Source organism: Lederbergia wuyishanensis (assembly GCF_022900255.1).
Classification (GTDB): Bacteria; Bacillota; Bacilli; order Bacillales; family Bacillaceae_C; genus Lederbergia; species Lederbergia wuyishanensis.
In genome coordinates, this window is the sequence record NZ_JALIRM010000001.1 from 1208790 (window position 1) to 1235477 (window position 26688).

Genomic DNA, 26688 nt, shown 5'->3' on the forward strand with positions numbered 1-26688 from the left:
TTAAACTGAAAGTAAATCTAAAAAGGTGAGATTTACAAAAAGACAAATAAAAAACGCCAAACCATTGTATTTCAATGTTTGGCGTTTGAAAATACGTCCCAGGAGAGATTCGAACTCCCGACCCACAGCTTAGAAGGCTGTTGCTCTATCCTGCTGAGCTACTGGGACAATTATTTAAGACATTTTTCATTATAGGGAGATTAATAACTAATGTCAATAGAAAAAATGAAAAATTTATTATTTGATTATATCTTTATTTATCTTTCAAAATCTCTATGAACTCTAAACAATAATTATTAAAGGCTAAAAGTTCCCGGTAAGGCTTCTATTGTTTCATAATTACCCCCATACCCTCTAATACGATTTTTGCATCAGAATTTAAATAATGAAATATGTCATTTTTGAACAATAACTCAGTATGATTTTTTAATGTTAACTTTAATCCCCTTAAGTCAAAACTAGATGCATATGCGTTAATTGTTTGTACGACAAGCATTTCTTTCCTATTTAACGATGAAAGATTTGCCTCCATTAATACATCTACTAATTCTCGAGCATTTCTACTTAAGAAATGTTTTTTATCTTTTACAATTTCAATGTTTTCTTCAATTAACCTTCTGGCATAAACCAAGTCAAGTTCATCAATAGATTGATTTATTTTTTCAAATAACTCTCGAAGTTCCATAATAATCCCCTTAGTTTTTCATTTACATTCATAATATCGGATAAAATATTATCTTATAAAGGGGCATTTCGACAAAACACGACATTCTTTCCACTATTTTCATCTTTATTCTTTAGAACCTTATTCTATGAAAAAAACTTAAATAAATATTATTTAAAGAAGAAAGTAGGAGCCGATAAATTCAATATTTATCGGCCCTGTTCATCCCTATTTTAAGGCAGTTTCTAAAATTGCTTTCGGTTTACAACCTGTAAATAAATTTGATCCGTCTGAATACCCTTCTTCTCTGCTTGCGAGTTCTTCTATTAATATTTTACGGAGAATTGGAGCTTTTTCATTTTCGTAAAAAATATTATTTAATTCTTGTGGATCTTCTTCTAGATTAAAATACTGTTCTTCCCCAGTTTGGGAATACCATATATATTTTTCTTTCCCATTTGCAATAAAGTGATGTGATAGTTCACCATAAGTATGCTCACCATGGATGTAGTCTCTCCAATTGCATTCCAACCCTTTTGCTAAAGGAATAACACTTTTCCCTTCCACTGTTTCAGGAATTTCGGTACCCGCAGCTTCAAGTAGAGTTGGCATAATATCCCTAAGTTCAACAACCTTATCACAAGTTGTTCCTTTTTTTATACCTAGTTGATTTCCCGGATCAGCGAGAACAAAAGGAACTTTTGCACTACCTTCATATGCAAGTGATTTTGCTAAAAAGTGATGATCACCAAGAAGCTCACCATGATCTGAAACAAACAAAATCACAGTATTATGGTATAGTTGGTATTCAATTAAAGTTTGTATAAATCTACCAATTTGATCATCTATATGTGCTATTAATGCATAATAAGCGGCTCTTGCTCTTTTAAGACGTTGCTTAGGAACTATTCCACTTCTAGAAGTTGGGAGCAACCCATCCCCATTATCCTCTTGATTAACCCAATTTCCTATGACCCGCTCGTCCATCTCCAACCCCATATAATAATCAAAATAGTCTTTCGGAGGATCAAACGGTGGATGTGGCCGAACAAACGACATTTTTAAGAAAAATGGTTTCCTTGGATCACGCCTTCTTAAAAAATCAATTGACTGTGTTACAACCCAGTTCGTTGGATGAAATTCTTCAGGTAAATGCCACGGGCGACTCATAGCTGACGCATTGCAATCCAAACCTATATCAGTTAAATCTCTATGCCCTCCAAGACGTTCCCTGAGCCACGGCAAATAATCATCAGTTTGTTCAAATGAATCTTGATAAGGCGTGTTCTTAAAACGATTATGATGTAAATAACCATCATGCAAAACAATATTATGAAACCCACATAAATTTCTAGAAGGATAGACATGCATTTTCCCTACACACTGTGTATGGTAACCTGCTTTACTCATTTCGTCGGGAAGCATATGAGGGTAATTCCAAGGAATTCTATCCTGATAACCTACCCTACCGTGTGATTTTTGAGACATCCCCGTCAAGACAGCTGCTCGAGCAGGTATGCATGTTGGTGTGGCAGAATAGGCATTGGTAAAACGTACACCATCACGAACCAATTGGTCAATATTTGGCGTTTCAACGATAGGATGGCCTGCTGAACTCATACAATCAAACCGCATTTGGTCTACCATAATCATTAAAATATTTGGTTTCATTTTAATCTCCTTATCTTGTTTTCTATTATTATAATACTTTTTACCAAAATGGACAAAAGTATGTTAATATAAAATTAACGACACAAAACTTAAGGTGATAGACATATGAATCCAAACTGGAAGTTAATCTTACAAATCTTTATGACTTTTTTAAAAATAGGTCCTATTACTTTCGGTGGTGGATATGCAATGATCCCGATGATTGAACGAGAAGTGGTCACTAAAAAAAAGTGGCTTGAAAATAGAGAGGTGGCCGATATATTTGCAATTGCAGGATCAGCTCCTGGGGCAATTGCAATTAATTCAGCTGTATTTATCGGATATCGCATCGCTAAGATTAGGGGAGCTTTTGCAGCACTTTTTGGCGTGCTGTTACCGACATTTTTGATAGTTATTCTTTTAAGTATTACGTTTATATATGTAAAAGCGAATCCTATCATTGAGGCTGCCTTTGAAGGTATTCGTCCTGCTGTTGTTGCATTAATCGCTTTTGCAGGATACAAGATTGGGTTGACTGCCCTTTACGATAAGGCAACTATAGTTACTGCAATCCTAACAATAGTTGCCTTATTTTATTTAAATATCCATCCCGCCTTAATTATTATAATTGGCATTATAACAGGCATTATCCTCGTAAAAGTCAAAAATGCATTAGGTTTTACAACAAAACTAGAAAAAGATAGTAACACTAAACATAAGAAAAAAATTTTCAGCTTAACTAACAGCAGGCGGTGACATCTTTGATACTCATTGATTTATTTTTGACATTCTTTAAGATTGGTCTTGTCTCCTTTGGGGGAGGATATGCGATGATTCCAGTGATAGAAGCTGAAGTCGTTAGTAAACATGACTGGATGACGACACAAGAATTTACTGATGTCATTGCAGTTGCTAGTATGTCTCCAGGACCAATCGCTACAAATAGTGCAATTTTCATTGGATATAACACAGCAGGTTTGCCAGGCGCTATTTTTTCAACTATAGGTTCTGTATTGCCTTCATTAATTATTATTCTAATCATTGCTATGTTTTTTTATAAAATGCACGAACATAAACTTGTTAAATCTGCATTTTACGGACTGCGTCCAATTATTACGGGGCTTATCATCTATGCTGCAATTAGTTTTGCGATATCCAATCATGTTATTGGAGCCATCTCAACTCATACTTTCATACTATTTACCATTTTTAGCCTTTCATTATTTGCGTTGATTCGACTAAAAATGAACCCTATTCTCGTCATTTTTATTTCGGGAATAGCTGGAATCATTTTCTTTTCATAATAGAAAAAATCAGGTGATATTTTTGTATATAAAGGATTTTCTTATTGAAGATACAGCGAAACATGCCACCTTAAAAAAGGTATATCGTTTGATATATGATCACGGCCCTATGACTAAAGCTGATTTACAGTCAATAACAAATTTGAAACATACTACATTAGTTAGGATTATCGATGAGCTATTAATGAATCAATTCATTCATGAAAGTGGTTTTGCTAATTCCAGTGGTGGAAGACCACCTGTATTATATGAAATCGTTCAGAACCGAGGATTTATAATTGGAATTGACATTTCAAGAACTCATACTTCAATCGCTTTACTTGATTTAAAAATAACGATAATTGAGAAATATACCTTTTCCATGACTCGAGTTCATACTCCGGAAATTGTTATACAGAAAATCATAGATACTATTAAACATTTCTTGCAATTACATAGCATAGTATCTAACGATTTAATCGGAATTGGTGTAGGTTCAGTTGGACCACTAGATCGGAAACAAGGTCTTATTTTAAATCCTGATTCTTTTCCGAGTACCGGATGGAATCGAGTTCCTATTGTAAGTTCATTAGAAAACGAATTTTTAGTGAAGGTTTTACTTGAAAACGGTGCAAATACAGCTGCTTTCGGTGAATATCTTCATTCTTCTAATAAAGGTCATGATATTCTATATTGTATAAGCGGTGTTGGATTACGTTGTGGGATGCTTGTTAATGGACAAGTCGTACAAAATAAAACGGGTGTTGCTAGCGCATTTGGTCATATGATTGTGGATATTGATGGAAGACAATGTATTTGTGGTAGAAAAGGATGTTTACTTTCTTATACATCCCTTGATTCTATGAAAACGCAAATACTTGAACAAATTCCTACTGGAGTGAAATCATTAATAACTAAAGAACAATCCATTTCTTTTGAACACCTTATTCTAGCAGCCTATGCAGGAGATGAAGTAGTCAAAGGTGTTATACTTAATTCTGCACACTATTACGGTATTGGGATAGCAAACATGATTAATTCCCTACATCCAGATCAAGTGATTTTAAATGGTCCGCTTATTTATGAATATCCCCTTTATTATGAAAAAATTGTGAACACAGCAAAACAATATATATTTGATTCGTATGAAAATGCAGTCTTATTTAGCAAAGGTTCTTTAAAGGAAGATGCTGTTCCTATTGGTGCTGCCGCTCTCCTCTTTAACGCATTTTTCAATATATAACTAAAAAATGGAGGATATCATATGAAATCATGTTGTTCTGTATCTAGGGGAAGCATTGAGAATGAGGTGCAAGTAGATACAATAGAAAATAAACTTTCATCCTTCTCAAAAAAAGATATGGTCCTGATTCAAGGTGGAGAATTCATGATGGGAACGAATGATACAGAAGGCTTTCCAGCTGATGGTGAAGGTCCTATTAGAAAAGTAAAAATAAATTCTTTCTATATCGATAAATATGCAGTTACAAATGAACAGTTTATGCAGTTTGTGAAGGAAACCAATTATATCACTGAAGCAGAACAATTTGGTTGGTCCTTTGTATTCCATCTCTTCTGCTCAAAAGAAACATTAAAAAATAATCCTCAGCGTGTAGCTGCAGTCCCTTGGTGGGTAGCCGTTAAAGGAGCTTTTTGGAAACATCCCGAAGGACCTGGCTCAAGTATTGAGGACCTTTTAAATCATCCAGTCATTCATATTAGTTGGAATGATGCAAAAGCATTTTGTAAATGGAGTGGCAAACGTCTGCCGTCCGAGGCTGAATGGGAGTATGCAGCTCGTGGTGGATTGGAACAAAAGAAATATCCGTGGGGGGATGAACTAATCGTCAATGGAAAACATCAATGCAATATTTGGCAAGGTGAATTTCCTATAAAGAATACAAAGCGTGACGGTTATATCGGGACTTGTCCAGTAGATGCATTTCACCCAAATGGTTACGGTTTATACAATGTTGCAGGAAATGTATGGGAATGGTGTGAGGATTGGTTTAGCCCTGACTACCACAAAAGTGAATCGATTGAAAACCCAACTGGTCCAACGAAAGGAACAAATAAATCCTTAAGAGGTGGCTCTTATCTTTGCCATAAATCTTATTGCAATAGATATAGAGTTGCTGCCAGAAGTTCAAATACTCCTGATAGTTCAACGGGAAATATGGGTTTTCGCTGTGTAGCAGACATTTAGGAAAGAAAGCGAATGTGTGCAGCCATAGCCTTTCATTGGTTCAGGTTATTTAATCTCGAGCCGATGTCGTCTTCAACTAGATAACAAAAAATTCAGCTCAAAAATATCCTACTTGTAAAGAAGTAAAAAAAGAGATAAACAACAATTTTCATGTTTATCTCCTTTTATTATTTATTGAAAAACAGTTCTAAGTTGTGTCAATTCCTCATGTTGCTCGTTAAAGTATTGAACGGTAATATTAGAAAAATTTTTTGTAATGATTGCATACGTTTTTTCATTGCCTCCACGAGGAAGCAAAATACTTCCTGGATTCAGATATAATGTTCCATCAATCATTTCGGAACCATGCAAATGAGAGTGACCAAAAAACACAAAGTCCGCTCCAACCTCTTTCGCACGGTAAGAAATTGTAAGTAAGGATGTCTTAATTCGATGTAAATGTCCGTGTGTAACAAAAATAGTTGAACCATTTAGTTTTAATACAAGTTCATTAGGAAATGCAGGATCCATATCACAATTACCGCGGACAATGGAAAATCCTTCTAGAACAGAATCGTTCGCAGAAAGCTCTGAATCTCCGCAATGAACCATCGCATGTACTCGATTTTTATATGTAACCTTCAAGTTTTCCAATACTGTCCCATTACCATGACTATCACTCACGACAAGTATCTTCAACACGGTTCCCACCTCTTCAAAAAAGTGTTTCTATCACAGGCTTTAAATTATTCAAAGCTGCTGCCCGATGACTAATTTCGTTTTTTTCGTTTGAAGACATTTCAGCCATTGATTTACCTGCAGCCGTTGCATAAAAAATCGGATCGTAGCCAAATCCGTTTGTTCCTTTCCGCTCGAATAGAATTTTACCTTCGCACGTTCCACTTACAACAATTGTCTTCATGTTAGGACCTGATACAGCTAGTGCACAATAAAATCGCGCAGTTCTTTTCTCTTCAGGCACCTCTCTCATCTCATATAATACCTTATCAATATTTGCTTCATCATTTTTTTCTTCACCAGCATATCTAGCGGAAAATATTCCCGGTCTCCCATCAAGTTCATCAATAACTAGGCCAGAATCGTCAGCAATAACTATTTGTCCTGTTATTTTGGAAATTTCTTCTGCTTTAAGTGTCGCGTTCTCTTCAAAGCTATTTCCAGTCTCCTCTACATCTGGGGCATCATCTAAATCGACTAACGTTAATATTTCTACGTCTAAAGCTGAAAATAGTGTTTCAAATTCCCTTGCTTTCCCTCTATTTTTCGTCGCTATTATCACTTGCTTCATTTGATTTTACTCACTGTTTCACTTTTAATGAGCAAAGCAATTTCCCCTAAAGCTGTTCTTTGAACATTCATGAGTTCCTCCAAACCCTCCTCCGCAACTGCTAACATTTCTTGCAGCTGAGAGGAAGTGAATGTTGCTTCTTCTCCTGTTCCTTGGAGTTCTACAAACTCACCTACGCCTGTCATAACAATATTCATATCCACCATTGCTGTACTATCCTCAGCGTAATTTAAATCTAAAATAACCCCTTCATTCTCAAGAATACCTACACTTGTTGCTGCAAGAAAGTCCAATATAGGAAGCTCCGGAAGTTTTTTTTCCACTTTTAATTTATTTAATGCGATAGCTACGGCCACAAAAGCTCCTGTAATCGATGCTGTCCTTGTACCACCATCAGCTTGTATAACATCACAATCGACCCAAACAGTTCTTTCCCCTATTCCTTCTAGATTAACAACAGATCGAAGGGCCCTGCCAATTAGACGTTGTATCTCCATTGTACGACCAGATACTTTTCCCTTTGAAGATTCCCTAATATTCCTTGTACCAGTAGCACGTGGAAGCATCGAATATTCCGCTGTAATCCATCCTTTTCCTTCACCACGCATAAAAGGAGGTACTCTTTCTTCGATACTCGCTGTACAAATAACCTTTGTATCTCCAACTGAAATTAATACAGATCCTTCAGGGTGTTTAAGATAATCAGTTTCAATTGTTACATTTCTTAATTGATTTGAACTACGTCCGTCTACTCGCAAAAAAAATGTCCTCCTTTAATATCGTTATCTTTAACGATATTTTATAAATAACAAAAGAGGCGGCTATTTGCCAACCTCTACTTTTATTATATAGTATATCAAATTTTTCCTTTTAAAACCTACCAGTATTAACTTTTTCTGGACGTGTCACTGGTTCAGTTAAGGCTTCACCTTTTTCATTCATTACTTCACTACTTCCGTTCACCATCACTTTTACACTTTCTATGCCAGTTTGTTCAGTTAGTGAGAGAACAATCGAACGTAATGTTTCTTCTGAAATCACTTTATTTTCACTATTTCCAAGTATCGCTTCATTAAAGTTAAGGGTCACAACATGATCCTGTAGTTTAGGATCATCTACAAGCTTAACATCATCCATTAAACCAGTTTCAAGAGCAGTGAATATACCAGGTCCCTCTACGAGCTCATTTATTACTGCTACCACATCATCTTTAACCTTATTTGAAACCCTGCGTGTTACCGGTATATAAACGAAATCTTCACCGATTTGAGATAAGTAGTAAACAGTAACTGGACGAGTATTAGTAATATCAGCAATGTTTGTAAATTCCGTATTAATTCCATCTGCTCGACTCAAACCTTCACTGCTAACTGGAGTGCCATTTGCCGGCATTTCTGTTAGAGGATAGCCATTTACTCTAAGTTCCACTTTATCAACTGAATCAAATTGTGTTAATGTCCAAGTGATAGCTTGCAGAATTCTTTTTTCATCCTTTGGATCATAAGTCGTAAATTCTTCGGAAAAATCAACGGTCGCTTTTCCTTCATGGACATCTACATCTACTTCAGTTCCTGCAGGAAGGACTGTTCGGAAACCATTAGGTAAAATATCCGCTACAGGCCCATCAGTAACGAGATACGAGAGCACTTGTTTTGCAACACTTTCTGTTTTTGGAAGTGGCAAAGATTGTGCAACTACAAAACCATTTTTGTCAATCAAGTAAATATCCCTCATGACAACATCTTCTTTTTCTTCCGTGGCAGTCTCTGCATCAGGAGAAGCATCATCAAGAGCCTCACCATCTTTTAAATACGTCACATCTTTTGGCGGATCTAGACTTTCTTTCTCTTTCCCAAAGAGACCGCAGCCCGATAAAAATATACTCGCCGCCATTACTGCAGCTGTTGTTAAGGCTAATTTCGCCCTTATTGACATTTAGTACCCCTCCTAAGACAGTTTGTACTATGTATACGAGCTATATCTTAGGAATAGACCGCTTGGCCAAAGTTTTATTCAGAAAAAGTAAAAGTGAATGTGTAGCACGTACTAACTTCAGCACCTTCGACAGAGATAAAGGAAACAAGATGAGCCTATTTGTTGACGTTCTTAAATATGTAAAACAAGGAGTGTTCTATTCTATAACAGAAGGGTCGTTTTTTCTATAATTCTCTTCTCTTAAACATTGTTGCTATTTTATATTAATTTACATAATAACAATGAATCCGGAAAATAAAACTTAGTCATTCCGAGAAATGACTGCATCAATTATAAGAACAGTAGAAAACAGCTTTCAATAAAAATAGAAGGCGGGAGTCCCACCTTCTATTGATAGCAATCTATTAATTTACAACACGACGAACATGACCTTTAAATGCATTTTTCCAATACGTATTACTTAAAGAGTCAATCGATACCCCGTGAGAACTATTACTATTTAAAAATGTTCCATTTCCTAAATAGATACCCACGTGTCCATTGGTTTTATACGTATTGAAGAAGATTAAATCTCCCCTCTTCATCTCAGAAGTACTGACTTTTTTCCCTTGGGTTGAAAGTGCACTTGTTGACCGACCAATATTCACACCAGCAGAAGCATATGCCCAATGAACAAAGCCAGAACAGTCAAATCTTCTATTTTTCACATCTATTGCACCCCAGCTATAAGATGATCTACCAACCATAGTAGAGCCAACTTGTATTGCCTTTTCGATTGCGGAAGAATTATTACTTACAACAGGTGTTGAAGATTTTGCAGGTTCTTCTTTTGTTTCAGTTTTAGTTTCTTGCTTTGTTTCTTGCTTTGTTTCTGTTTTCTCTTTAACAGGAGTTACTTCATTTTCTTTTTGCACTTTTTCTTCATTGTTTTTAGTAGGTTCGGCTGAATTTGCTTCTTTTTCCATAGCAATTCTTTCGGCCTTTTGAGCCTCTTCAATCGCTCTTCTTCTTTCCTCAGCCTTTGCTTTTTCTATTAATATAGCTTTTTGATTTTCCAAATCTTTTAGTTGCAAAGTTGCTGCATTTCGTTGTTCTTCCATAGCTGCTAGTAAACTATTTTTGTCATTGATTTGGTACGTAAGTTGTTCTTTTAGTTCTTCCACTTCTTTTAACTCGTTTTGAACTTTATCTAACTTCACTTTCAAATCAGCCTCTGACTTTTCTAGCGCCGTTTTGTCGTCTTCTTGCTCTTGCAAAATATTTTTATCAGCTGAAAAAATGGTATTTATAACAAAAGCTCGATCCACTAAATCACTGAAACTTTCGGCACCTAGGATAACATCTAAATAATTCGTTGCTCCTCCACTTGTTTGGATGCTACGAGCACGTTTTTTTATTAACTCTAGACGTGCTTTCATTCTATTTTCCAATTCTTTAATATCTGATTCTAGTTGCTTTGCTTCTTTTTTTGTTTTTGAAATATCTTTTTTAGTTGCCTCTATTTTCTCATTAGTTTGATTTACCTGAGTGTCTAATTGTTCTAGCGTCTCTTTCATTTCTCTCTCTTGCTGTTGGATAGAATTAATTTCTTGTTGTTTCACCGTTATCTCTTGGTCTATATTTTCATCAGCAAAAACCGTTACACTTGGCAAAGAGGTAAATAAAACACTAGCACCAAGTAGAATCGAAAAACTTGAAGCTATAATTCTTTTTTTCACTTTTTGTTTCCCCCTGTTTTCATAAAAAATTTTTCTTTTTGATTAAACAATATGGTAATGAGTGAATTGTGGAATTGTTTTTATATTAAGGCTTGTGAGTATACGTTAATTGGGAAAGTGGATAGTATAGAGGAATAATGATTTATGAAAATTGACTCACCTTTATCCATATCCAAAATAAACTAATCCCCTTTTAGTCATAAACTCCCATGATAAAAATCTATTTATGTATATAATGTTTTTACAAAAACACAATGGTTGCTTATATCTATATAGATTATAACAACATTTTTCGCCAATTAGACATTACAATCATCTACCAATATTGTTTCAATTTGATTACAATGGGAAAATAAATTGCTATTCTTCGACAAACAGTTTGGTTATTTTTCGCGATAATCCTACTAATTTCGCATACCTACAACAGGTAAAAAGACTTAGTTTAGATAGATAAATAATTTACTATACCGTAATGCCTAGTTGAGGGATATCATGAACAATTAACAAATACCTCTATTAGTTAGTCATTTCTATCTTGTTGAAAAACTCTTGAATTGGAATAAAGAGACCAACCTTTCCATAATCCTCATGTTTCATTGTCGCAAAAACGACACCAATGACCTGACCATCTTCATTAAGTACTGGACTTCCACTATTCCCCCTGTAGACGGGTGCTTTTATCATGACGACCATATCTTGCCAATCTATTAACTGTGTGTAGTCTAAAATTCTTCCTTCATTGACAATTCCATGGAAATGAAGAGGATTGCCAATAAAAACAATTGGTTCATCTTTAAGAATCTTTGATTGGTTTGAAAGCTGTAAATATGGTAAGTTTTCTGAGTCTATCGTTAGTAATGCAAGATCAATCTCTGGAAATATTTCAACAACTTCAGCAATAAACATACCTTCCTCCGGAAACGCAACGATAACGCGTTCGTTTCCTTCTATAACATGATAATTGGTTAGTATCTTTCCATCACTAGATATAGAAAAACCAGTACCTTTACTGTCATCAGTTGAAATCGTTACAACTGATTTTTTATATAATTGAATATTTTCATCAGCTGATAATCTAGCGGATGTTTTTAAAAATTCAATTGCGGGAATTGAATAGATTTCAAAGAAAAACGAAAAAGAACTAAATAGAAAGATAGTTGTTATAAGCCAAAACAGCCATTTAGGAATAACGTGTTTTTTAGTGGGATTGCCTTTCTCTCTAGCTGCTCTTTCTAATGCCTCACGTTGGGCTTCTTTAACAAGTTCGTACATTTCCTCATCATTTATGTCTTCTTTTAGATCGCTATCAACATCATATTTACTTTTCATATCTCTTCGCCTCCCGCAAAAAGAATAGCTACAGTAATCGCATTTTTAATTATATATAGAAAAAACAGCCCATTTTAGAGCTGTCAGTTTGTATACATTTTAATATTGAATTACATTTAAGGCTGGTTGAAAACGTTTGTCTTGTGAAGCTCAAAGCCTTCATTGAGCAAAGTTCCCGTAACGGGCGAGAAACAAACGCAAAAGTTATAGTACCAAAAAAAGCAAACAGTAGTAAACGTTCTGAGAGTCAATGTGTGAGCATATAACCACTAATTTAATTCTTTTTCTTGATTTGCAAGATTAGCAAACTCAATATGTAAATCATTTTCATTTAACCAATCACATGCAATTCTCTTAAAGATTTTTCTAGAACCTGTAGTGAAAAAAATATGCTTTGGCTTTTCGGGTGATGTATTTAACAGATTTTTATAATCTAATATTGTACTTACTTCTTGTGCAGTTTCCTCGCCAGAACTAATTACTTTGACATTCGGTCCCATTACATTTTCTATGATAGGTCCGAGAAGTGGATAATGTGTACAACCAAGTACGAGGGTATCAATTTCACTGCCAATTAGAGGCGTCAACGTTTCAGCTACTACTTTCTTTGCTACATTACTTTGATATTCAAAGCTTTCTACAATTGGAACAAATTTTGGACAAGCTAGCTGTAGTACTTCAACTTGATGGTTAATTAGCTTCAATTCACGTGCGTAAGCCTCACTTTTAATTGTTCCAATTGTACCAAGTATGCCAATTTTTTTGTTTTCTGTTACTTTTAATGCCGCCCTTGATCCGGGTGATATGACACCTACTACAGGAATATTTAGTATCGTTTTTAATTCCTCTAAAACAACTGCTGTAGCTGTGTTGCAGGCAATAACGAGCATTTTGATATCACGTTTAACTAAAAAACCTGCCATTTGTAAGGTGAATTTTCTAACCTCTGCCTCTGGACGTGGTCCATATGGACATCTTGCCGTATCACCTACATAATATATAATCTCATTCGGCATTTGCCTCATGATTTCTTTCGCAACGGTTAGGCCGCCTACTCCTGAATCTATAACTCCTATTGCCTGTTCCAATTTTTCCGCCTCTTCTAGTAGGTGGCACCGAATATAATCTACAGTTTTTTTCTAAACTTCCTTATAATAATTCGGCGCCTTCCAAATTTAGTATCGTGTTTCATGTGCGCCTAGATTTTTTTTCATAAAAATTACTGATACATTATCCTTGGCGCATCACTGTGTGTAGTCGAGATAAATTGTCCTTTAACATCAATACATCTTCTGCAGTAAAACCATTCAATACATCTTGCAAATAAACTTGACGCTTTTTAATCACCACATCAATTATTTTTTCACCTTTATCTAATAAATGTATTCTTACAACTCTGCGATCTTTTGGATCTCTTACTCGCATAACCAATTCTTTTTTTTCCATTCTATCAATTAAATCGGTTGTCGTGCTACAAGCAAGATACATTTTATTCGATAAATCTCCAATTGTCATGTCACCTTCTTCAAATAACCACTGAAGTGCAACAAACTGAGGAGGTGTAATGGAATAATCAGTTAGTAATTCTCGACCCTTTTGTTTAATAATGGCCGAAATGTAACGGAGATCTTTTTCTAACTCCGCAACAACTTTCTCATTATGCTGCAGGAGCTGTTTTTCATCTATCATTATCAGCAACTCCCTATATCCTTTTATTGCATTGTCTCTTTTTTTCGGCAAAATTTCAACATAATTTCAATGAATGTATCATTTTGTAAAAAAGAAGTGCTCTTTTTTACATGTATGTAATTTCCAGCCAATCAAAATCATAAGTCATTTCATATATAACATTACAATCTACCGTAAATAAAGAGAAAGGCTTCTCACGTTTTTTGGTGAGAAGCCTTCTTCTATTAAAAATTTTATTGTAAATCTGCTTTAGCATATACTTTTGCATATGCCTTTCCTGATTTTTCTGCTAATATTTTCGCTGATTCCGTCAATGGTTCTTTCGTTAATATTTCTTGAGTTACTGAACCTTTATATCCGATTTGATTTAAAGCTTTTAAAAATCCAGCCAGGTTAATGACACCTTCTCCTGGAAATAGACGATCATTATCCAAAACTTCTTCAACTGGCACATCTTTTGCATCATTTAAATGAACATGTGTAATTTGTTCTGGACGCAAAGCAGTTAAATCTTCAAGTGTACCGCCAATTGTGTACCAATGGTAGCTATCCAATAATAGACCAACATTTGTTTCACCGATAGCATCAATCCAGTCCAGAGTATCTTTCATTTCCCATATAAAAGGATTTTTCCAAGCGGTTCTTAAATGATGTGGACCCACAAATTCCAATCCTAAGTTAATTCCATATTCTTTTAATATTTGTGCACATAATCTTAATCGCTTTGTAGCTAACACCATGAAATGTGCAGCATTATAATCTGTTGCCGGAAGGACATATGTACAACAGCTTGTACAGCCGAATTCTGCAGCAATTTTTGCATCTTCAAGCAAATTGCTTAATCCTTCCTTAAATTGTTCTTCAGATTGTCTCCATTCAATAGGCAAACCGATTGAACCAATTGATACATGATGTTCCTTTAAAAACGCTTTCGCATTTTCCAAACCTTTTTCCTCTACTAAATCTCTTAATTCTTGTCCAGATGTATCAACTGAACCAAATCCATTTTCGGATGCAAGGATAATAAGTTCCTCTAAATTTTTCACTTTTCCCAAGCCAGCAGTACTTAATCCCTTAATCATTACCATTTCCCCCTCTATTAATCTTTACTAGATTATACCAATATTTTGTCAAAGTTTGATGCTTGTTTTGGCAAAAAATTTAAGACCTGACAAAAGAACAATGCCAGGTCGCAAATCATTTAAGAAATTACCTTTTCATTTTCTCCTAGAGGATTGTACCCTGCTGCCTTATAAATCATTTCTGTAAGCTTTACAACTTCTTTTGCAAACTGACCAGGAACGAGAACTTCGTGTTTTCCTAGAATGGCATCAATAAAGCTTTTATCTTGATTTGTTGTTTGTTCCGGAAGTTGAGGAGTAATTGGCTTCTCACCTAAACGTCTTATTGTAATCTTTCCGTTATCATAGAAAATCCCACCATTATCTCCACAGAAGACATACGTTTCATGCCAACAAGGAGCAAAACCTACAATATTTAATCCGGCAATTACACCATTTTCAAAACGAATAGACGTAAATGAATCTAATTCAACAGGTGATTGATGCTTTTGCATTTGAGGTGAGACTTCTACAGGAGATAATCCTGTCGTCCAAAGAAGAACATCGACAATATGACTACCGGAATCCATCAACATCCCGCCTCCTGAAAGTGATGGATTTTGTCTCCAGCTTCCCACAGTTCCCTGACCCCACTCTTGATAAAGTGAAGCGGTAACAGAAGTCAGATTACCGATTTCTCCATTTGCGATTGCATCCCGAATAAATAAAAATTCAGGTTGGAAATGGCGTTGATACGATACTTGAAGTATTTTTCCAAGCTTTTCTGCAGTCTCTATCATTACATCAGCTTCTTTTTGTGAACATGCCATTGGTTTTTCAATTAACACGTGACAGCCACTGTTCATAGCATCCATTGCTTGTTGGAAATGAAGAGTGTGTGGTGAACAGATTACAACTGCATCTAGCTCTGAATTCTCAAGCATCTCTTTGTAATCGGTAAATTCGATAACTCCATCTAATTGATGTTCCGAAATAATTCTTTCCCTATTTTGAGCACTTGGATCAGTAATGGCAATAATAGCGACTTCATCTAATTCTTTAAGCTGTCTTGCATGCCAATGCGCAATACCACCTGTCCCAATCATTCCTACTCGAATTTTTCCCATTTTTATCGCATCCTTTTTTTAGAATCTCTTATCACAAACAGTAAATGATTATGTTTATTACATAAATTTAATGCATACAGGTTCTGATACTTTTATCGAATTGATTGGATCTGTTAATTGGCCAGTTTCTTCTTCTATTTCAAATATAATGATAGAATCGGAGTTTTGATTTGCAGCAAGTAAATACCTCCCATTCGGAGATATTGCAAAGTTCCTAGGCGTTTTTCCATATGTTGAACAATTCCCAACTTGTGTTAAAGAACCGTCCTTTTGATTAATTTGAAAAATTGTTATACTATCGTGTCCCCTATTGGAGGCATACAAAAATTTTCCGTTAGGAGTAATGTGTATATCGGCACCACTATCTTCGGTTAAATTTGTTTCAAATAAAGTTGGAATTGTCTGTTGAATTGTTAATGTTCCATCTAATTCAACTTTAAAAACACAAATCGTACAATCTAGTTCATTAATAACATATGCAAAAGGTAGTTTCGGATGAAAAACAAGATGTCTTGGTCCTGCACCTGGGTGTACATTTATTTCTTTAAATGCTACGAATGAATGGGGTTCTTGATCCAATTTATAAATAAAAATTTTATCTAAACCAAGGTCTGGAACGTAAGCAAATTCATTTGAAGCATTTAAGATAATTGAATGGGGGTGTGGTGCTTCCTGGCGGTCAGGTCTAATGCTTTTTCCTGAATGTTGAACCAGGTCATCAAATGGTCTAATTTGACCAGTTTCATCAACAGAAAACCGACAAACACTTCCACCACTATAATTCACTACGTATACATTTCGCCCACTATTGTCTACACTTAAATGGCAAGGTGCACCTCCATTTGTAAGCTGTGCACTTAAATGTGTTAGCTTTCCTGTTTCTTTACAAATTTCATACGACAAGATTTGACCGCCTTCTTTTTCCTTGGTCTTTGCCGTTTCACTAACAGCGAATACATAGTTGTTTTTTTCGTCAACACTGATAAAGGAAGGGTTTTCAAAACCTTCTACACCAGAAATGTAATTTACAGATCCATCGATTTCATTAAACGAAAAGATATTAATCCCTGTTGGATTTTTATTTGTATACGAGCCGACAATTAAAAGAATATTTTCTTCCATTACTTCATCTCACCCCAACCATATCCTGCTTCTGGTCTAATATCTTCGGGCATTCCTGGTAATATTAGCCCTCCATCAATTTTGATTGTTTCTCCTGTTATATAAGAAGCATGCTCAGATACAAGCCAGGTTACAGCTTTACCTATATCTTCAGGATTCCCTATCCGTTTTAAAGGAATTTTCATCCCAAGTTTTTTTAGATGTTCTTCATTTCCATCACGAACTTTCGTTGCTCCTGGAGCGATACAATTCACTCGAATTCCGAAAGGAGCACACTCTAAAGCAACAGATTCAGTTGCTCGAATCAAGGCTGCTTTTGTAGCTCCATAAACAGCATCATCAGGATATGCACGCTTCCCCCTTGTCGAAGAAATATTGATAATATTTCCTTTAATATGCTCTTCGATCATATATTTAGTAGCCGCTTTCATCATTAGCAATGGAGCTTTAAGATTAAGATTGAGCAAATGATTTATGTCGTTTATAGACATTTGAGCCAAAGGGCTTTTTATCGTTACTCCTGCATTATTAACAAGAAGATCAAGCTTTCCCAAAACATCAATAGAGTTTTGAACAAGGGTACTAGCAGTATTCTCATCCACTAATTCCGCAAAAATCGGATAGCATTTTTTCCCGTAATTATTCTCAATACTTTTTGCAACTTCCTCCGCTTCATCTTTGCCTGTTCGATAAGTAATCACGAGATCATATCCATTGGCGGCTAACTCTAGAGCAATCCCTTTTCCTATTCCTCGGCTTGCACCTGTGACTAAAGCGGTTTTTTTAAATAAATTTGAATCATTCACGAAAAATCCTCCTAATAATCCAAATCTTTGCTGGAAAGCTACTTCAAAAATCTTTAAAAATTAAAATTATCAGGATCTGCTCCTACTCGTTTATCTTCGTTTAACGCATCGATTTTTTCCATTTCTTCATACGTTAATTCGAAATTGAAAATATCCGAATTTTCAATAATTCTATGTTCTTTTATTGACTTTGGAATGGTCACTACTCCACTCTGAATATCCCAACGAAGAATAACTTGAGCAGCTGTTTTATTATATTTTTCCCCAATTTCACTAATGACTCCATTGTCTAAAAGCCCGCCCTGCATTAGAGGTGACCAAGCTTCAAATTGAATACCATGTTCTTTACAGTATGTTCGTAATTCTAATTGAGTCAGCCTTGGATGAAATTCTACTTGGTTAACCATTGGCTTTATTTCAGCGTCCTGCAATAAATCCTCAAGATGATGGACATGAAAATTACTTACACCAATTGCACGTACCCTTCCATCCTTATAAAGCTTTTCTAGCGCACGCCAAGTATCCTTATATTTCCCCTTTACTGGCCAGTGAATTAAATAAAGATCTAGATAATCTAGTCCTAATCGCTTTAAGCTTGCATCAAATGCTTCCAAAGTTGATTCATAGCCTTGATCGCTATTCCAAACCTTTGATGTTACAAAGATGTTTTCGCGAGGAACTCCCGACTCTCTAATTCCTTGTCCCACTCCTTCTTCATTTTGGTATACAGCTGCTGTATCAATGCTTCTGTAACCATTTTTCAAAGCTGCTTTTACGGCATTAACAGCTTCTTTTCCATTTTCAACTCTCCAAACTCCTAGTCCAAACCAAGGCATTTCAACACCATTATGTAAAACAGTTGTACTTTGTAAGTTCTTTAACAAGTCACTGCCACTCCTCAAATAGTTTTTAACGAATACTCATTCGATAATTATGTCTTTGAATCCTCTTTTTTTAAAAACTTTTATCGTTCAATATGAACTTCTTGATTCATAAGAGCTTGAACCTCATCCCAAGTAGGCAGTCCCTCCCAATCACCTTCACTTTGTACGACGAGAGCTCCTACCATATTAGCAAGCTGCACTGATTCTTGATGACTTAATCCTTTTAGCAATCCTGCTACAAAACCGGCGCAAAATCCATCGCCTGCACCAATAGGATCAACCACTTTTTCAACAGAAACATAAGGCAAAGAAGTCACTGCCCCATTTTCAACTAATAATGTTTCATCACTGCCACCTTTTACTATTGAAACCGCCTTTAATTCCTTTAACTTTGAAAACACCATTACTTCATCATTAGTATCAAATAGTAACTTTAATTCATCTAAGCCAGGCAAAAAGTAGTCTGCTTTCTCAGCTAAAGGAAGTAAAACCTCTCTAGCTTCCTCTAATGTCCAAAGCTTCAGTCTTAGATTTGGGTCAAAAGATATCTTGACTCCATGTTTTTTCGCTATCCTTATTGATTCATAAACAGTATTTCTAGCTGATTCACTGATCGCGCATGTGATACCTGTAATGTGCAAAATTTTTGCATTCCTTATATAATCTTCATCTAAATCCTCTGGACTCAATCTACTTGCAGCAGATCCGCTTCTATAATAATAGACGGAAGTTTTTTCAGCGACTGTTTCGCGCAGCATAAAACCAGTTGGGCCATTTTCTGTCAGTGCTGTCCTAGATACATCAACGCCTTCTCCCCTTATTGCTTTTAAAATGTATCTGCCGAATGGATCCTTTCCTAATAGACTAAACCAACCAATCTGATGTCCCAATCGGGCCAGAGCAATAGCAAAGTTACTTTCTGCCCCCCCAAATGATTTACTAAATTCATGATTGTACTCAATTCCTTTCGTATACAATGGAGTCATTAAAACCATTGTCTCTCCAAAAGTAACTACTTGCGGATATACTTTATCCATATTTTCACCCCTGTAATTCTTCCCACCACGCCTTTACTCTTTTTAAGCTAATCTTTACGTCTTCCGTAGGGTCGTGGTGGTGTGGTTCATGTTCTATCGTTATTGTGCCTTCATATTGAATCTCTTTTAATACTGATAAAACACCTTTAATATCGACAATTCCATCGCCCAGGGTACATGATTCATGAGCTCCAGCCTCTTTTATGTCTTTCAGATGCACATGAACAAGGTAATCTTTCAATTCACGAAGAGCTTTTACATTATCATACCCGTGGGTGCCAAACCATCCTGTATCAACAGCAGCGCCAATCCACGGAGCAAATGGTCCAACTTTATCAATCACCTCTTGTGGTGTTTTTTCAGGATGATTTTCCAATCCGACCCGAATTCCATATTTTTCAGCTAATGGCATCACAATTGGACCATTTGCTGGATGGAATCCTTGCGCTAATACTGGAGTGCCGATTGCTTTTGATGTGTCGAATATTTTTGTAGCTTCTTCCGTAGTAATACCCGGTGTACCGAAGCCTGCTGTATAGGATGCCACAGTCATCTCGTATTCTTTTAAAATATGTAAAGCTTGCTCAATCATTTCTGGTGTAGCACGAAACGGATCTAAATGAGCAATCCATAATTCGATTGCATCAAAGCCCATATCTTTCGTCCTTGATATTAATTCTTCAAACTTTGAAGAAAATTGTAGGCCATGAAATGCATCAAATGTTGCTTGATGGCATTTCCCCCAATCTTCACTATTTTGATAATTTAATTCCTTTGCTACAAAGTTGGCAGTCATAAATGCCCATTTCATTTCATATTCCTCCAAATGTATATAAATTTTTTACAATATCCTTAATGTGATTGATTGACTGTTTCGCATAATCATCGTATTTATTAGATTTACTACTATGCTCTGAAACTAAATAAGGATTAGAAACTGAAGGTAGAAATTCCATACTAATGTAACCAGAGTAATTATTATTGCTTAGAAAAGACATGATTGGGCTAAAATCAGTTTGACCTAATCCAGCTGCCTCCCTAGTATTATCTGCAATATGTACGTGAACGAGATATTCCGAGATATTTGTCAAAGATTTCAGCATATCTTGCTCTTCTATATTCATATGAAAAAAATCAGCCATTATCTTTACATTTTCCAAGTCCACCTCTTCTACAAATCTTTTTGCGGTATGGAGATTCGTAACTAAGTAGGTTTCATAACGATTAATAGCCTCAATTGCAAGAATAATATTATGCTGTTTAGCGTATTTTCCAACTTCTCGAACACTTGCTATCGCATGGTTCCATTCTTCTTCTGATTCCGCTTTCACTTTTCCCACATAAGTTGGGACAACAATAACAATACGAGCTCCTAATGCTTTTGCCATGTCAATGCATTGTTTTGCATAATCGATTGCATTCTTTCTTGTTTGTATATTTTCAGAGGAAAGATCTCTATCTTCATAATAAATACCACAAATAGAACTGCACTCCATCTGATATTTTTCTAAAAGCTCTTTAGTTTTTTGAATATCTATGAATTCTGGTTCCCCAGCAAGTTCAACACCCTGATACTCATATTTTTGTAATCTTTTAAGACTTTCTTCCAAATTCTCATTGCCGAAAATCCACTGGGTTAGGCTGTATTTGAACATTAATAACTCCCGCCTTATAATTTATATAAAAAGACAATCACCAATCTATATATTCTATAAGGATTCTAATTCTCCTTTTTATTTCAGATTTCAATAAAAAAAGACGGTATTATCCGCCCTATTATATAAAATATTTCAATCCAACGAAATTTTCTTTTTCAAATCTGCTCTTTCTATTATTGAATCATGTCTAATATAGTGACAAACATAGGATCTTCTCCATCTGTTGCTTGTTCGATTTTTTCCAGAAGAATGGATAAGGAGATTGTGAAAAAATACGATATCGCCTTTTTTCATAACGACTGGGATTTGTTTGGACAAATCAGCCCCTTCAGTTTCATCAGTCCAAGATTCATGTTCACTCGTATCTTTTACCTTTCCGTGTGGAAGAAGTCCATCTTTATGACTTCCAGGAATTACCCATAAACATCCGTTTTCTTCGTCAACATCCTCCATTGCAATCCAGGCAGCCGTTAACGTGTTTGGTTCGTTATGAATATAATAATAATCTTGATGTGCTGCTTGTCCAGGCGAACCGGGAGACTTATAGAAATACATACTCTGTACCCCAACTGCTTCATCCCCTAGTAATTGAGCCAATGCCCCTCTTACTATTGGAAGTTTCATCAATTGCAATGAAAATCCATCATGAAGATGCGGATTAAATAGACGAAGAGAAAAACGGTCTTTCTCAGATAAAATTTTTCCAATATGAGGGTTCGCCCAGTCCTCTATTTTATCGGCTGAGCGAATTGTGTATATATAGGAGTTATATGCATCTATCAAATCATGACTACAGCCATCTTTTACTACTAGATAACCATCTCTCTCATATTGAGAAATTTGAGCCTCTGTAAGTGGCGACATTCTATTTTCCTTTACGGGTGTTTGCATAGTTCAAAAAACCTCCCTTTTACTAAAAAATATATGTTACAAATTTATGGAGCCAAACTAATTATTCACTAATTCTTAGATAATATATTTATGAATGACTACTATTATTTCATTTTATTAATCAATATTTCTTACTTCTATCGTTTTTCCTCTTTTTGCCCAAGGTATATTTCTTTCACTTGGCAATGTCCATTGTTCATAGCATTGAATAAGTGTTTCACCTAATCCTTCTACCCATCTTACATCTGCTTCTTTATCAAAATTAATTAAGTTCTCAGGAAATAATGTTATTTCAGGAACAGATTCGTGCATTGATATAATGGATTGTACGTGTGGTGTTGCTGTCTCAGGCACGCAAGGAATATCACAATTCTCGTTTGCTATAGCATTAATACAAGTGATTAATTTGTGTATATGATCCTTTTCAGGGTCTGGGTACATTTTCTCCTTGCCATCCTTAAATCGCACCATCACCTGAGAATCATTCTGACTCTCTGATCTATAAATAGTAGCTTGTTCAAATTCATATAAAAAGCGTGGGCCGTATGAGTCTTTCACGGCATGTGTTGCATAATAATAAATCTCCACGTCTTCTTCGGTTGTTATTTTTGCAGCACACGTATCAAAACTTTCAATTGGATTGGCTCGATAAAGTTCAGCGGTTACATTCTTTAGTTGAGCACTTTCGTCCATTTTTGCACCTAATAAATAAAACATATGATGTAGATAGTGTGAGGTTGCATTATTAGCCACACTATCTAAAATAGGTTCACCTGTATCACTATACATACGACCAGCCCAATTATTTCGGTTATAATATGCGCCATCACGCGGCCAATTTACAATGGTTTTTAAACGTTTAGGTTTTCCAAATACACCATTTAATATGTCTCGTTTTAAATCATGTACAGAAGGACTGAAAGACCAGTTAAAACCAATAGCCACGAACTTACCTGTAAGATTTCGTGTCTCAATTAATTCTTTTGCCTCTTGAAGGGATGCGCACATCGGTTTTTCACAAAGCACATTTGAACCATGTTTAAGAGCATAACAAGCTTGAGATGCATGAAGATGAATAGGTGTCGAAAAAACGGCAAGGTCTGCTTCATTGTTTTTATAAAATTCTTCTAGTGAGGAATATACCTTAATTCCATGGTTTTTTATTCTGTCATAATTGGAAATTCTCTCTACACTCGGTTCCACGATACCAACAATACTCGCATTCAATTCGATGCCATCATTTAGAAGTTTTTCAACATAAATATTTCCATAACCTCCTACACCTATTAATACAATTTTTACACTATTTTTCATTACTGCTTCACCTCTCTATAGATGTTGTCTCGTTTATTTCATTCATTAAAAATGATAAGGCATCCGTTTTTGTATATGTATTCATCGCTATTTTGATTTCTTTTCTTTTTTCAAAAACATTATCTAAATAAGAGATTATTGTTTCTGTAGTAAGTTCTTCTTCTACCAACGTTAGAGAATATCCTTTTTTTTCAAAAACTTTCGCATTTAAAATTTGATCCCCTCTACTTTGTTGTAATGTTAAAGGAATAATGATCATTGGTATTTTAAGTGCAAGAAATTCAAATATAGAGTTTGAACCTCCACGCGTGATTACTATGTCAGTCGCTGCTAAAATATCAGCTAGTTCCTCATGTATGTATTCAAATTGTTTATATCCCTTTATGTCAGTCATTTTTTGATCAATATTATTCTTCCCACATATATGAACAATCTGATATTTCTTTGTGAGCTGTACAATAGTACCTCGAATGGTTTCATTAATCTTTTTTGCACCTAAACTCCCACCCATAATGGTCAGGATTGGAAGCTTTCTATGAAAATCTAGATATGCCCTTCCTTTATCAGCTGAGCCTTGTAGAATTTCTCTCCTTATAGGTGATCCAATAAATGTAGTTTTATTTTTAGGGAAATACTTTATTGTCTCTTCAAATGATGTAAAAATCCTTGTTGCAAATCTTTGTGAAATTTTATTTGCAAGTCCTGGCGTTAAATCACTTTCATGTATAAAAATAGGGATTTTTAATAATTTAGCAGCTACAATAACTGGGACTGAAACAAATCCTCCTTTAGAGAAAACAATATGTGGTTTTAATTTCCGCAAAATTTTTCTTGCTTCCATGCATCCTTTAAGTACTCTAAACATATCAATAATATTTTCAAAGTCTATATATCTTCTTAATTTTCCACTGCTGATAGGATAATAGGGGGTATTTATTTTTTCAATTAATTCCTTTTCAATTCCTTTTTTCGAGCCAATATAAAAAATATCCCATTCTTTTTGGTTTAGTTCTCTAATCAATGCTAGATTAGGTGTTACATGTCCTGCTGAACCCCCACCTGTAAATACAATTCTCTTTTTTTCCATAAATCCTCCTTGCAATCACAACGATTTTATCATAATTATATGGCATTACAATCTATATTTTAACTGTAAAAGGAATTTATAATTATTTATCGAATTAGTATAAAGGCCAATAAATTTAGTTTTCTTATTTCAAAGGAGTTGTTTTAATGTCTTATTTATCATTAAGTACGTGGAGCTTGCACCGAAATCTGGGCCCACTTAATTGGACAACCTGGAATGATGAGCAAAAAAGTCATGTAGTACAAGTGGAACCTCAACCTGAACTTACTAATTTACTTGAGTTGCCGTCTATTTTGGCGTCTAAAGGCTTTAAAGCGATCGAAATATGCCATTTCAATTTCCCGAGTACTGACCCGGACTATTTACAAAAGTTAAAAAATGCTTGTACTGAGGCCAATATCTCATTCAACACTCTTTTATTGGATTATGGAGATATTACTTCTGATGATGAAGTTCGTAGAAATGCCGATATAAATCTTATTAAAAAATGGATTGAGATTGCGAGTAAAACTGGGGCAAAACACATACGAATTATCGCTGGTGACGCATCTCCAAACAACGAAGCAGCTCTAGAACGTTCATCAGACATATTAAATAATCTAATAGAATTCGCCAAAGGACTTGAAGTGCGAATTATCACTGAAAATTTTCATTCACTTACTTCCACGGCGGAAAATTGTATTCGATTAGTTAAAAATTGTAATGAAGAATTAGGGCTTATTGCAGATTTCGGTAATTTCAAAGGCGAAACGAAATATGAGGAGATTGAAAATATATTACCATTTAGCCAATCTGTTCATGCTAAGCCTGAAATGGATTCAGAAGGGGTTCCAGATGAAGATGAATTCCGTAAATGCTTAGATCGTTTAGCTGCTACGAACTATAACGGGCCGATTAATATAATCTACGATGGCCCGGGAGATATGTGGGAAGGAATAGAAAGGGTAAAGAAAATAGTAGAGTCCTATTTATAATTAGAATTTCCATACGCAAAATAAAGGTCTTTTCCACTATTAAAATAGTGGAAAAGACCTTTTTATATGGCAAATTAGTTACCAGCCATTTTTGCTTTGTTGTCTTGCCATTTTTTCGTTTTGAATTCTAGCATTTTACTATATCCAACCGCTTGAGCATCTTTTTCTGCTTGGTCCAGAATTTTTAGCACTTCTTCTTCATTCTTCGCATGAAGGGCTTTCGCTCTTGCTTCGTCATAGATATCGTTGACACGTTGCTCTGCTAAACCTTCTTCTGATTCAGGAAGCGGAGAAAGGTTAGAGAACTCTGTACCATTTGCTTGTGTCTTCCAAGTGATATTCATTTGATATTTTGTTTCCCAGTTTTGTTGATCTTCTGGTAACTCCATTTCATATGCCGTTTTTGACTTGTCGATGTATACGGTGTTTCCTACCCATTGGAAGCTGTTTGTCGTATTCATTAATTTCGATAAATTTTCAACATCTGTTAAATATTTGTCTGTGAATACTGGTGCTTCTGCAATGCCGTTAACGGATTGTGTTCCATCCCAGTATAGACCTTCAGGTCCCCAGAAAATTGTACGTTGTCCTTCAGGACCTACCATCCAGTCAAGGAATGCAAAGATGGCTTCAGGATTTTTTGCTGCTTTTGTAATGACACTTACGTTCCAGCCAAGCTGGTTCCACGTTCCAGGAGTGATGTTTTCTTTGTTCAATCCTTCTTTATGGATTGGCCAGATCATCTTAAGACCAGCATCTGGATCTTGTGCTTTCAATTGTGTATGGGCAAAGCTTGCATTTTCAGTTGGACTGCTGGATGCATATACTGCAAAACGTCCTGTTGTAACTTTTTCTTTTACTTGGTCAAGCGTTTGAGTCAATGTATCTTGGTCAAGAAGTCTTTCACGGTATAGCTTATTCATATATACCATTGCGTCTCTGAATACAGGATCTGTAAAGATGGA

27 protein-coding genes and 1 tRNA gene are annotated in these 26688 nt (G+C 35.4%); 5 read left to right on the forward strand and 23 right to left on the reverse strand.

Annotation, left to right across the window (positions count from 1 at the left end; translation table 11 throughout):
• Positions 1-94: 94 nt before the first annotated feature.
• The 3 genes from MT489_RS06000 to MT489_RS06010 form a co-directional block, all read right to left on the reverse strand.
• Positions 95-168, reverse strand: a tRNA-Arg gene (locus tag MT489_RS06000).
• Positions 169-325: 157 nt separating this feature from the next.
• Entirely contained in the window at positions 326-685 is a 360-nt protein-coding gene (locus MT489_RS06005) for a hypothetical protein (protein ID WP_244680563.1), read from the reverse strand.
• A 207-nt stretch (positions 686-892) separates the two neighbouring features.
• Positions 893-2335 carry an arylsulfatase gene (locus MT489_RS06010; RefSeq protein ID WP_244680564.1) on the reverse strand — a complete coding sequence of 481 codons (1443 nt, stop codon included), beginning with the start codon at positions 2333-2335 and terminating at the stop codon, positions 893-895.
• A gap of 105 nt (positions 2336-2440) precedes the next feature.
• Here MT489_RS06010 and MT489_RS06015 point away from each other — a divergent pair, with 105 nt between their 5' ends.
• From MT489_RS06015 to MT489_RS06030, 4 genes are read left to right on the forward strand one after another with little or no spacing between them, the layout of a single operon-like run.
• A complete protein-coding gene (locus MT489_RS06015) occupies positions 2441-3070 on the forward strand; it encodes a chromate transporter (RefSeq protein WP_244680565.1) in 630 nt (209 codons plus the stop codon).
• Positions 3067-3618, forward strand: a complete 552-nt coding sequence (locus tag MT489_RS06020; RefSeq protein WP_307415221.1) for a chromate transporter — start codon at positions 3067-3069, stop codon at positions 3616-3618. The genes MT489_RS06015 and MT489_RS06020 overlap by 4 nt, the downstream gene beginning before the upstream one ends.
• Positions 3619-3640: 22 nt before the next feature.
• On the forward strand, positions 3641-4840 hold the full coding sequence (locus tag MT489_RS06025; RefSeq protein WP_244680567.1) for an ROK family transcriptional regulator: 1200 nt from the start codon (positions 3641-3643) through the stop codon (positions 4838-4840).
• Between the two features lie 21 nt (positions 4841-4861).
• Complete coding sequence (locus MT489_RS06030) at positions 4862-5803, forward strand: formylglycine-generating enzyme family protein (RefSeq protein ID WP_244680568.1); 942 nt, start codon at positions 4862-4864, stop codon at positions 5801-5803.
• A 171-nt stretch (positions 5804-5974) separates the two neighbouring features.
• Here the strand turns inward: MT489_RS06030 and MT489_RS06035 are convergent, their stop codons facing one another.
• The 19 genes from MT489_RS06035 to MT489_RS06125 all read right to left on the reverse strand — a co-directional run bounded on the left by MT489_RS06035 (position 5975) and on the right by MT489_RS06125 (position 24749).
• The gene (locus MT489_RS06035; protein ID WP_244680569.1) at positions 5975-6481 is read right to left on the reverse strand and encodes a metallophosphoesterase; all 507 of its coding nucleotides are present in this window, start codon (positions 6479-6481) and stop codon (positions 5975-5977) included.
• A gap of 16 nt (positions 6482-6497) precedes the next feature.
• A complete protein-coding gene (locus tag MT489_RS06040) occupies positions 6498-7091 on the reverse strand; it encodes an XTP/dITP diphosphatase (protein ID WP_244680570.1) in 594 nt (197 codons plus the stop codon).
• On the reverse strand, positions 7088-7849 hold the full coding sequence (gene rph, locus MT489_RS06045; RefSeq protein ID WP_244680571.1) for a ribonuclease PH: 762 nt from the start codon (positions 7847-7849) through the stop codon (positions 7088-7090). Before rph ends, MT489_RS06040 begins: the two co-directional genes overlap by 4 nt.
• 112 nt (positions 7850-7961) lie before the next feature.
• Positions 7962-9026 (reverse strand): GerMN domain-containing protein, encoded by a 1065-nt coding sequence (locus tag MT489_RS06050; RefSeq protein WP_244680572.1) that lies wholly within the window; start codon positions 9024-9026, stop codon positions 7962-7964.
• 404 nt (positions 9027-9430) lie between these two features.
• Positions 9431-10744, reverse strand: coding sequence for a C40 family peptidase (locus tag MT489_RS22305; RefSeq protein WP_307415225.1), 1314 nt, complete (start codon positions 10742-10744; stop codon positions 9431-9433).
• Positions 10745-11260: 516 nt separating this feature from the next.
• Positions 11261-12073 (reverse strand): S1C family serine protease, encoded by an 813-nt coding sequence (locus MT489_RS06060; protein ID WP_244680573.1) that lies wholly within the window; start codon positions 12071-12073, stop codon positions 11261-11263.
• A 269-nt stretch (positions 12074-12342) separates the two neighbouring features.
• Positions 12343-13161: a glutamate racemase gene (gene racE / locus MT489_RS06065; protein ID WP_244680574.1), complete on the reverse strand. Its 819-nt coding sequence runs from the start codon at positions 13159-13161 to the stop codon at positions 12343-12345.
• A 142-nt stretch (positions 13162-13303) separates the two neighbouring features.
• Complete coding sequence (locus MT489_RS06070) at positions 13304-13762, reverse strand: MarR family winged helix-turn-helix transcriptional regulator (protein WP_244680575.1); 459 nt, start codon at positions 13760-13762, stop codon at positions 13304-13306.
• Between the two features lie 233 nt (positions 13763-13995).
• A complete protein-coding gene (locus tag MT489_RS06075; protein WP_244680576.1) occupies positions 13996-14844 on the reverse strand; it encodes a sugar phosphate isomerase/epimerase family protein in 849 nt (282 codons plus the stop codon).
• Positions 14845-14963: 119 nt separating this feature from the next.
• Positions 14964-15950 carry a Gfo/Idh/MocA family protein gene (locus MT489_RS06080; RefSeq protein ID WP_244680577.1) on the reverse strand — a complete coding sequence of 329 codons (987 nt, stop codon included), beginning with the start codon at positions 15948-15950 and terminating at the stop codon, positions 14964-14966.
• A 57-nt stretch (positions 15951-16007) separates the two neighbouring features.
• Complete coding sequence (locus MT489_RS06085; RefSeq protein WP_244680578.1) at positions 16008-17072, reverse strand: lactonase family protein; 1065 nt, start codon at positions 17070-17072, stop codon at positions 16008-16010.
• Positions 17072-17878, reverse strand: a complete 807-nt coding sequence (locus MT489_RS06090; protein ID WP_244680579.1) for an SDR family NAD(P)-dependent oxidoreductase — start codon at positions 17876-17878, stop codon at positions 17072-17074. The genes MT489_RS06085 and MT489_RS06090 overlap by 1 nt, the downstream gene beginning before the upstream one ends.
• Before the next feature lie 53 nt (positions 17879-17931).
• On the reverse strand, positions 17932-18714 hold the full coding sequence (locus MT489_RS06095) for an aldo/keto reductase (protein ID WP_370876372.1): 783 nt from the start codon (positions 18712-18714) through the stop codon (positions 17932-17934).
• A 128-nt stretch (positions 18715-18842) separates the two neighbouring features.
• Positions 18843-19799 carry a sugar kinase gene (locus tag MT489_RS06100; protein WP_244680581.1) on the reverse strand — a complete coding sequence of 319 codons (957 nt, stop codon included), beginning with the start codon at positions 19797-19799 and terminating at the stop codon, positions 18843-18845.
• A 4-nt stretch (positions 19800-19803) separates the two neighbouring features.
• Positions 19804-20610, reverse strand: a complete 807-nt coding sequence (locus tag MT489_RS06105) for a sugar phosphate isomerase/epimerase family protein (RefSeq protein ID WP_244680582.1) — start codon at positions 20608-20610, stop codon at positions 19804-19806.
• A 1-nt stretch (position 20611) separates the two neighbouring features.
• Positions 20612-21454: a sugar phosphate isomerase/epimerase family protein gene (locus MT489_RS06110; protein WP_244680583.1), complete on the reverse strand. Its 843-nt coding sequence runs from the start codon at positions 21452-21454 to the stop codon at positions 20612-20614.
• A gap of 135 nt (positions 21455-21589) precedes the next feature.
• Complete coding sequence (locus MT489_RS06115) at positions 21590-22348, reverse strand: phytanoyl-CoA dioxygenase family protein (protein WP_244680584.1); 759 nt, start codon at positions 22346-22348, stop codon at positions 21590-21592.
• Between the two features lie 117 nt (positions 22349-22465).
• Positions 22466-23662, reverse strand: a complete 1197-nt coding sequence (locus tag MT489_RS06120) for a Gfo/Idh/MocA family protein (RefSeq protein ID WP_244680585.1) — start codon at positions 23660-23662, stop codon at positions 22466-22468.
• 7 nt (positions 23663-23669) lie between these two features.
• Complete coding sequence (locus MT489_RS06125; RefSeq protein ID WP_244680586.1) at positions 23670-24749, reverse strand: undecaprenyldiphospho-muramoylpentapeptide beta-N-acetylglucosaminyltransferase; 1080 nt, start codon at positions 24747-24749, stop codon at positions 23670-23672.
• Positions 24750-24895: 146 nt separating this feature from the next.
• Between MT489_RS06125 and MT489_RS06130 the strand changes: the two genes are divergently transcribed.
• Positions 24896-25723: a sugar phosphate isomerase/epimerase family protein gene (locus MT489_RS06130; RefSeq protein WP_244680587.1), complete on the forward strand. Its 828-nt coding sequence runs from the start codon at positions 24896-24898 to the stop codon at positions 25721-25723.
• A 74-nt stretch (positions 25724-25797) separates the two neighbouring features.
• Here the strand turns inward: MT489_RS06130 and MT489_RS06135 are convergent.
• The coding region (locus MT489_RS06135; protein ID WP_244680588.1) for an extracellular solute-binding protein at positions 25798-26688 on the reverse strand (891 nt) is incomplete at its 5' end.

What these genes read in the sequence shown, in the direction of transcription:
- MT489_RS06075 (WP_244680576.1), bottom strand. Translation starts at nt 14,844, where the DNA reads ATGATTAAGGGATTAAGTACTGCTGGCTTGGGAAAAGTGAAAAATTTA.
- MT489_RS06080 (WP_244680577.1), bottom strand. Translation starts at nt 15,950, where the DNA reads ATGGGAAAAATTCGAGTAGGAATGATTGGGACAGGTGGTATTGCGCAT.
- MT489_RS06095 (WP_370876372.1), bottom strand. Translation starts at nt 18,714, where the DNA reads ATGCCTTGGTTTGGACTAGGAGTTTGGAGAGTTGAAAATGGAAAAGAA.
- MT489_RS06130 (WP_244680587.1), top strand. Translation starts at nt 24,896, where the DNA reads ATGTCTTATTTATCATTAAGTACGTGGAGCTTGCACCGAAATCTGGGC.
- MT489_RS06100 (WP_244680581.1), bottom strand. Translation starts at nt 19,799, where the DNA reads ATGGATAAAGTATATCCGCAAGTAGTTACTTTTGGAGAGACAATGGTT.
- MT489_RS06010 (WP_244680564.1), bottom strand. Translation starts at nt 2,335, where the DNA reads ATGAAACCAAATATTTTAATGATTATGGTAGACCAAATGCGGTTTGAT.
- MT489_RS06085 (WP_244680578.1), bottom strand. Translation starts at nt 17,072, where the DNA reads ATGGAAGAAAATATTCTTTTAATTGTCGGCTCGTATACAAATAAAAAT.
- MT489_RS06005 (WP_244680563.1), bottom strand. Translation starts at nt 685, where the DNA reads ATGGAACTTCGAGAGTTATTTGAAAAAATAAATCAATCTATTGATGAA.
- MT489_RS06050 (WP_244680572.1), bottom strand. Translation starts at nt 9,026, where the DNA reads ATGTCAATAAGGGCGAAATTAGCCTTAACAACAGCTGCAGTAATGGCG.
- MT489_RS06110 (WP_244680583.1), bottom strand. Translation starts at nt 21,454, where the DNA reads ATGTTCAAATACAGCCTAACCCAGTGGATTTTCGGCAATGAGAATTTG.
- MT489_RS06105 (WP_244680582.1), bottom strand. Translation starts at nt 20,610, where the DNA reads ATGAAATGGGCATTTATGACTGCCAACTTTGTAGCAAAGGAATTAAAT.
- MT489_RS06115 (WP_244680584.1), bottom strand. Translation starts at nt 22,348, where the DNA reads ATGCAAACACCCGTAAAGGAAAATAGAATGTCGCCACTTACAGAGGCT.
- MT489_RS06060 (WP_244680573.1), bottom strand. Translation starts at nt 12,073, where the DNA reads ATGAAAAGTAAATATGATGTTGATAGCGATCTAAAAGAAGACATAAAT.
- MT489_RS06125 (WP_244680586.1), bottom strand. Translation starts at nt 24,749, where the DNA reads ATGGAAAAAAAGAGAATTGTATTTACAGGTGGGGGTTCAGCAGGACAT.
- MT489_RS06040 (WP_244680570.1), bottom strand. Translation starts at nt 7,091, where the DNA reads ATGAAGCAAGTGATAATAGCGACGAAAAATAGAGGGAAAGCAAGGGAA.
- MT489_RS06015 (WP_244680565.1), top strand. Translation starts at nt 2,441, where the DNA reads ATGAATCCAAACTGGAAGTTAATCTTACAAATCTTTATGACTTTTTTA.
- MT489_RS06030 (WP_244680568.1), top strand. Translation starts at nt 4,862, where the DNA reads ATGAAATCATGTTGTTCTGTATCTAGGGGAAGCATTGAGAATGAGGTG.
- MT489_RS06120 (WP_244680585.1), bottom strand. Translation starts at nt 23,662, where the DNA reads ATGAAAAATAGTGTAAAAATTGTATTAATAGGTGTAGGAGGTTATGGA.
- MT489_RS06070 (WP_244680575.1), bottom strand. Translation starts at nt 13,762, where the DNA reads ATGATAGATGAAAAACAGCTCCTGCAGCATAATGAGAAAGTTGTTGCG.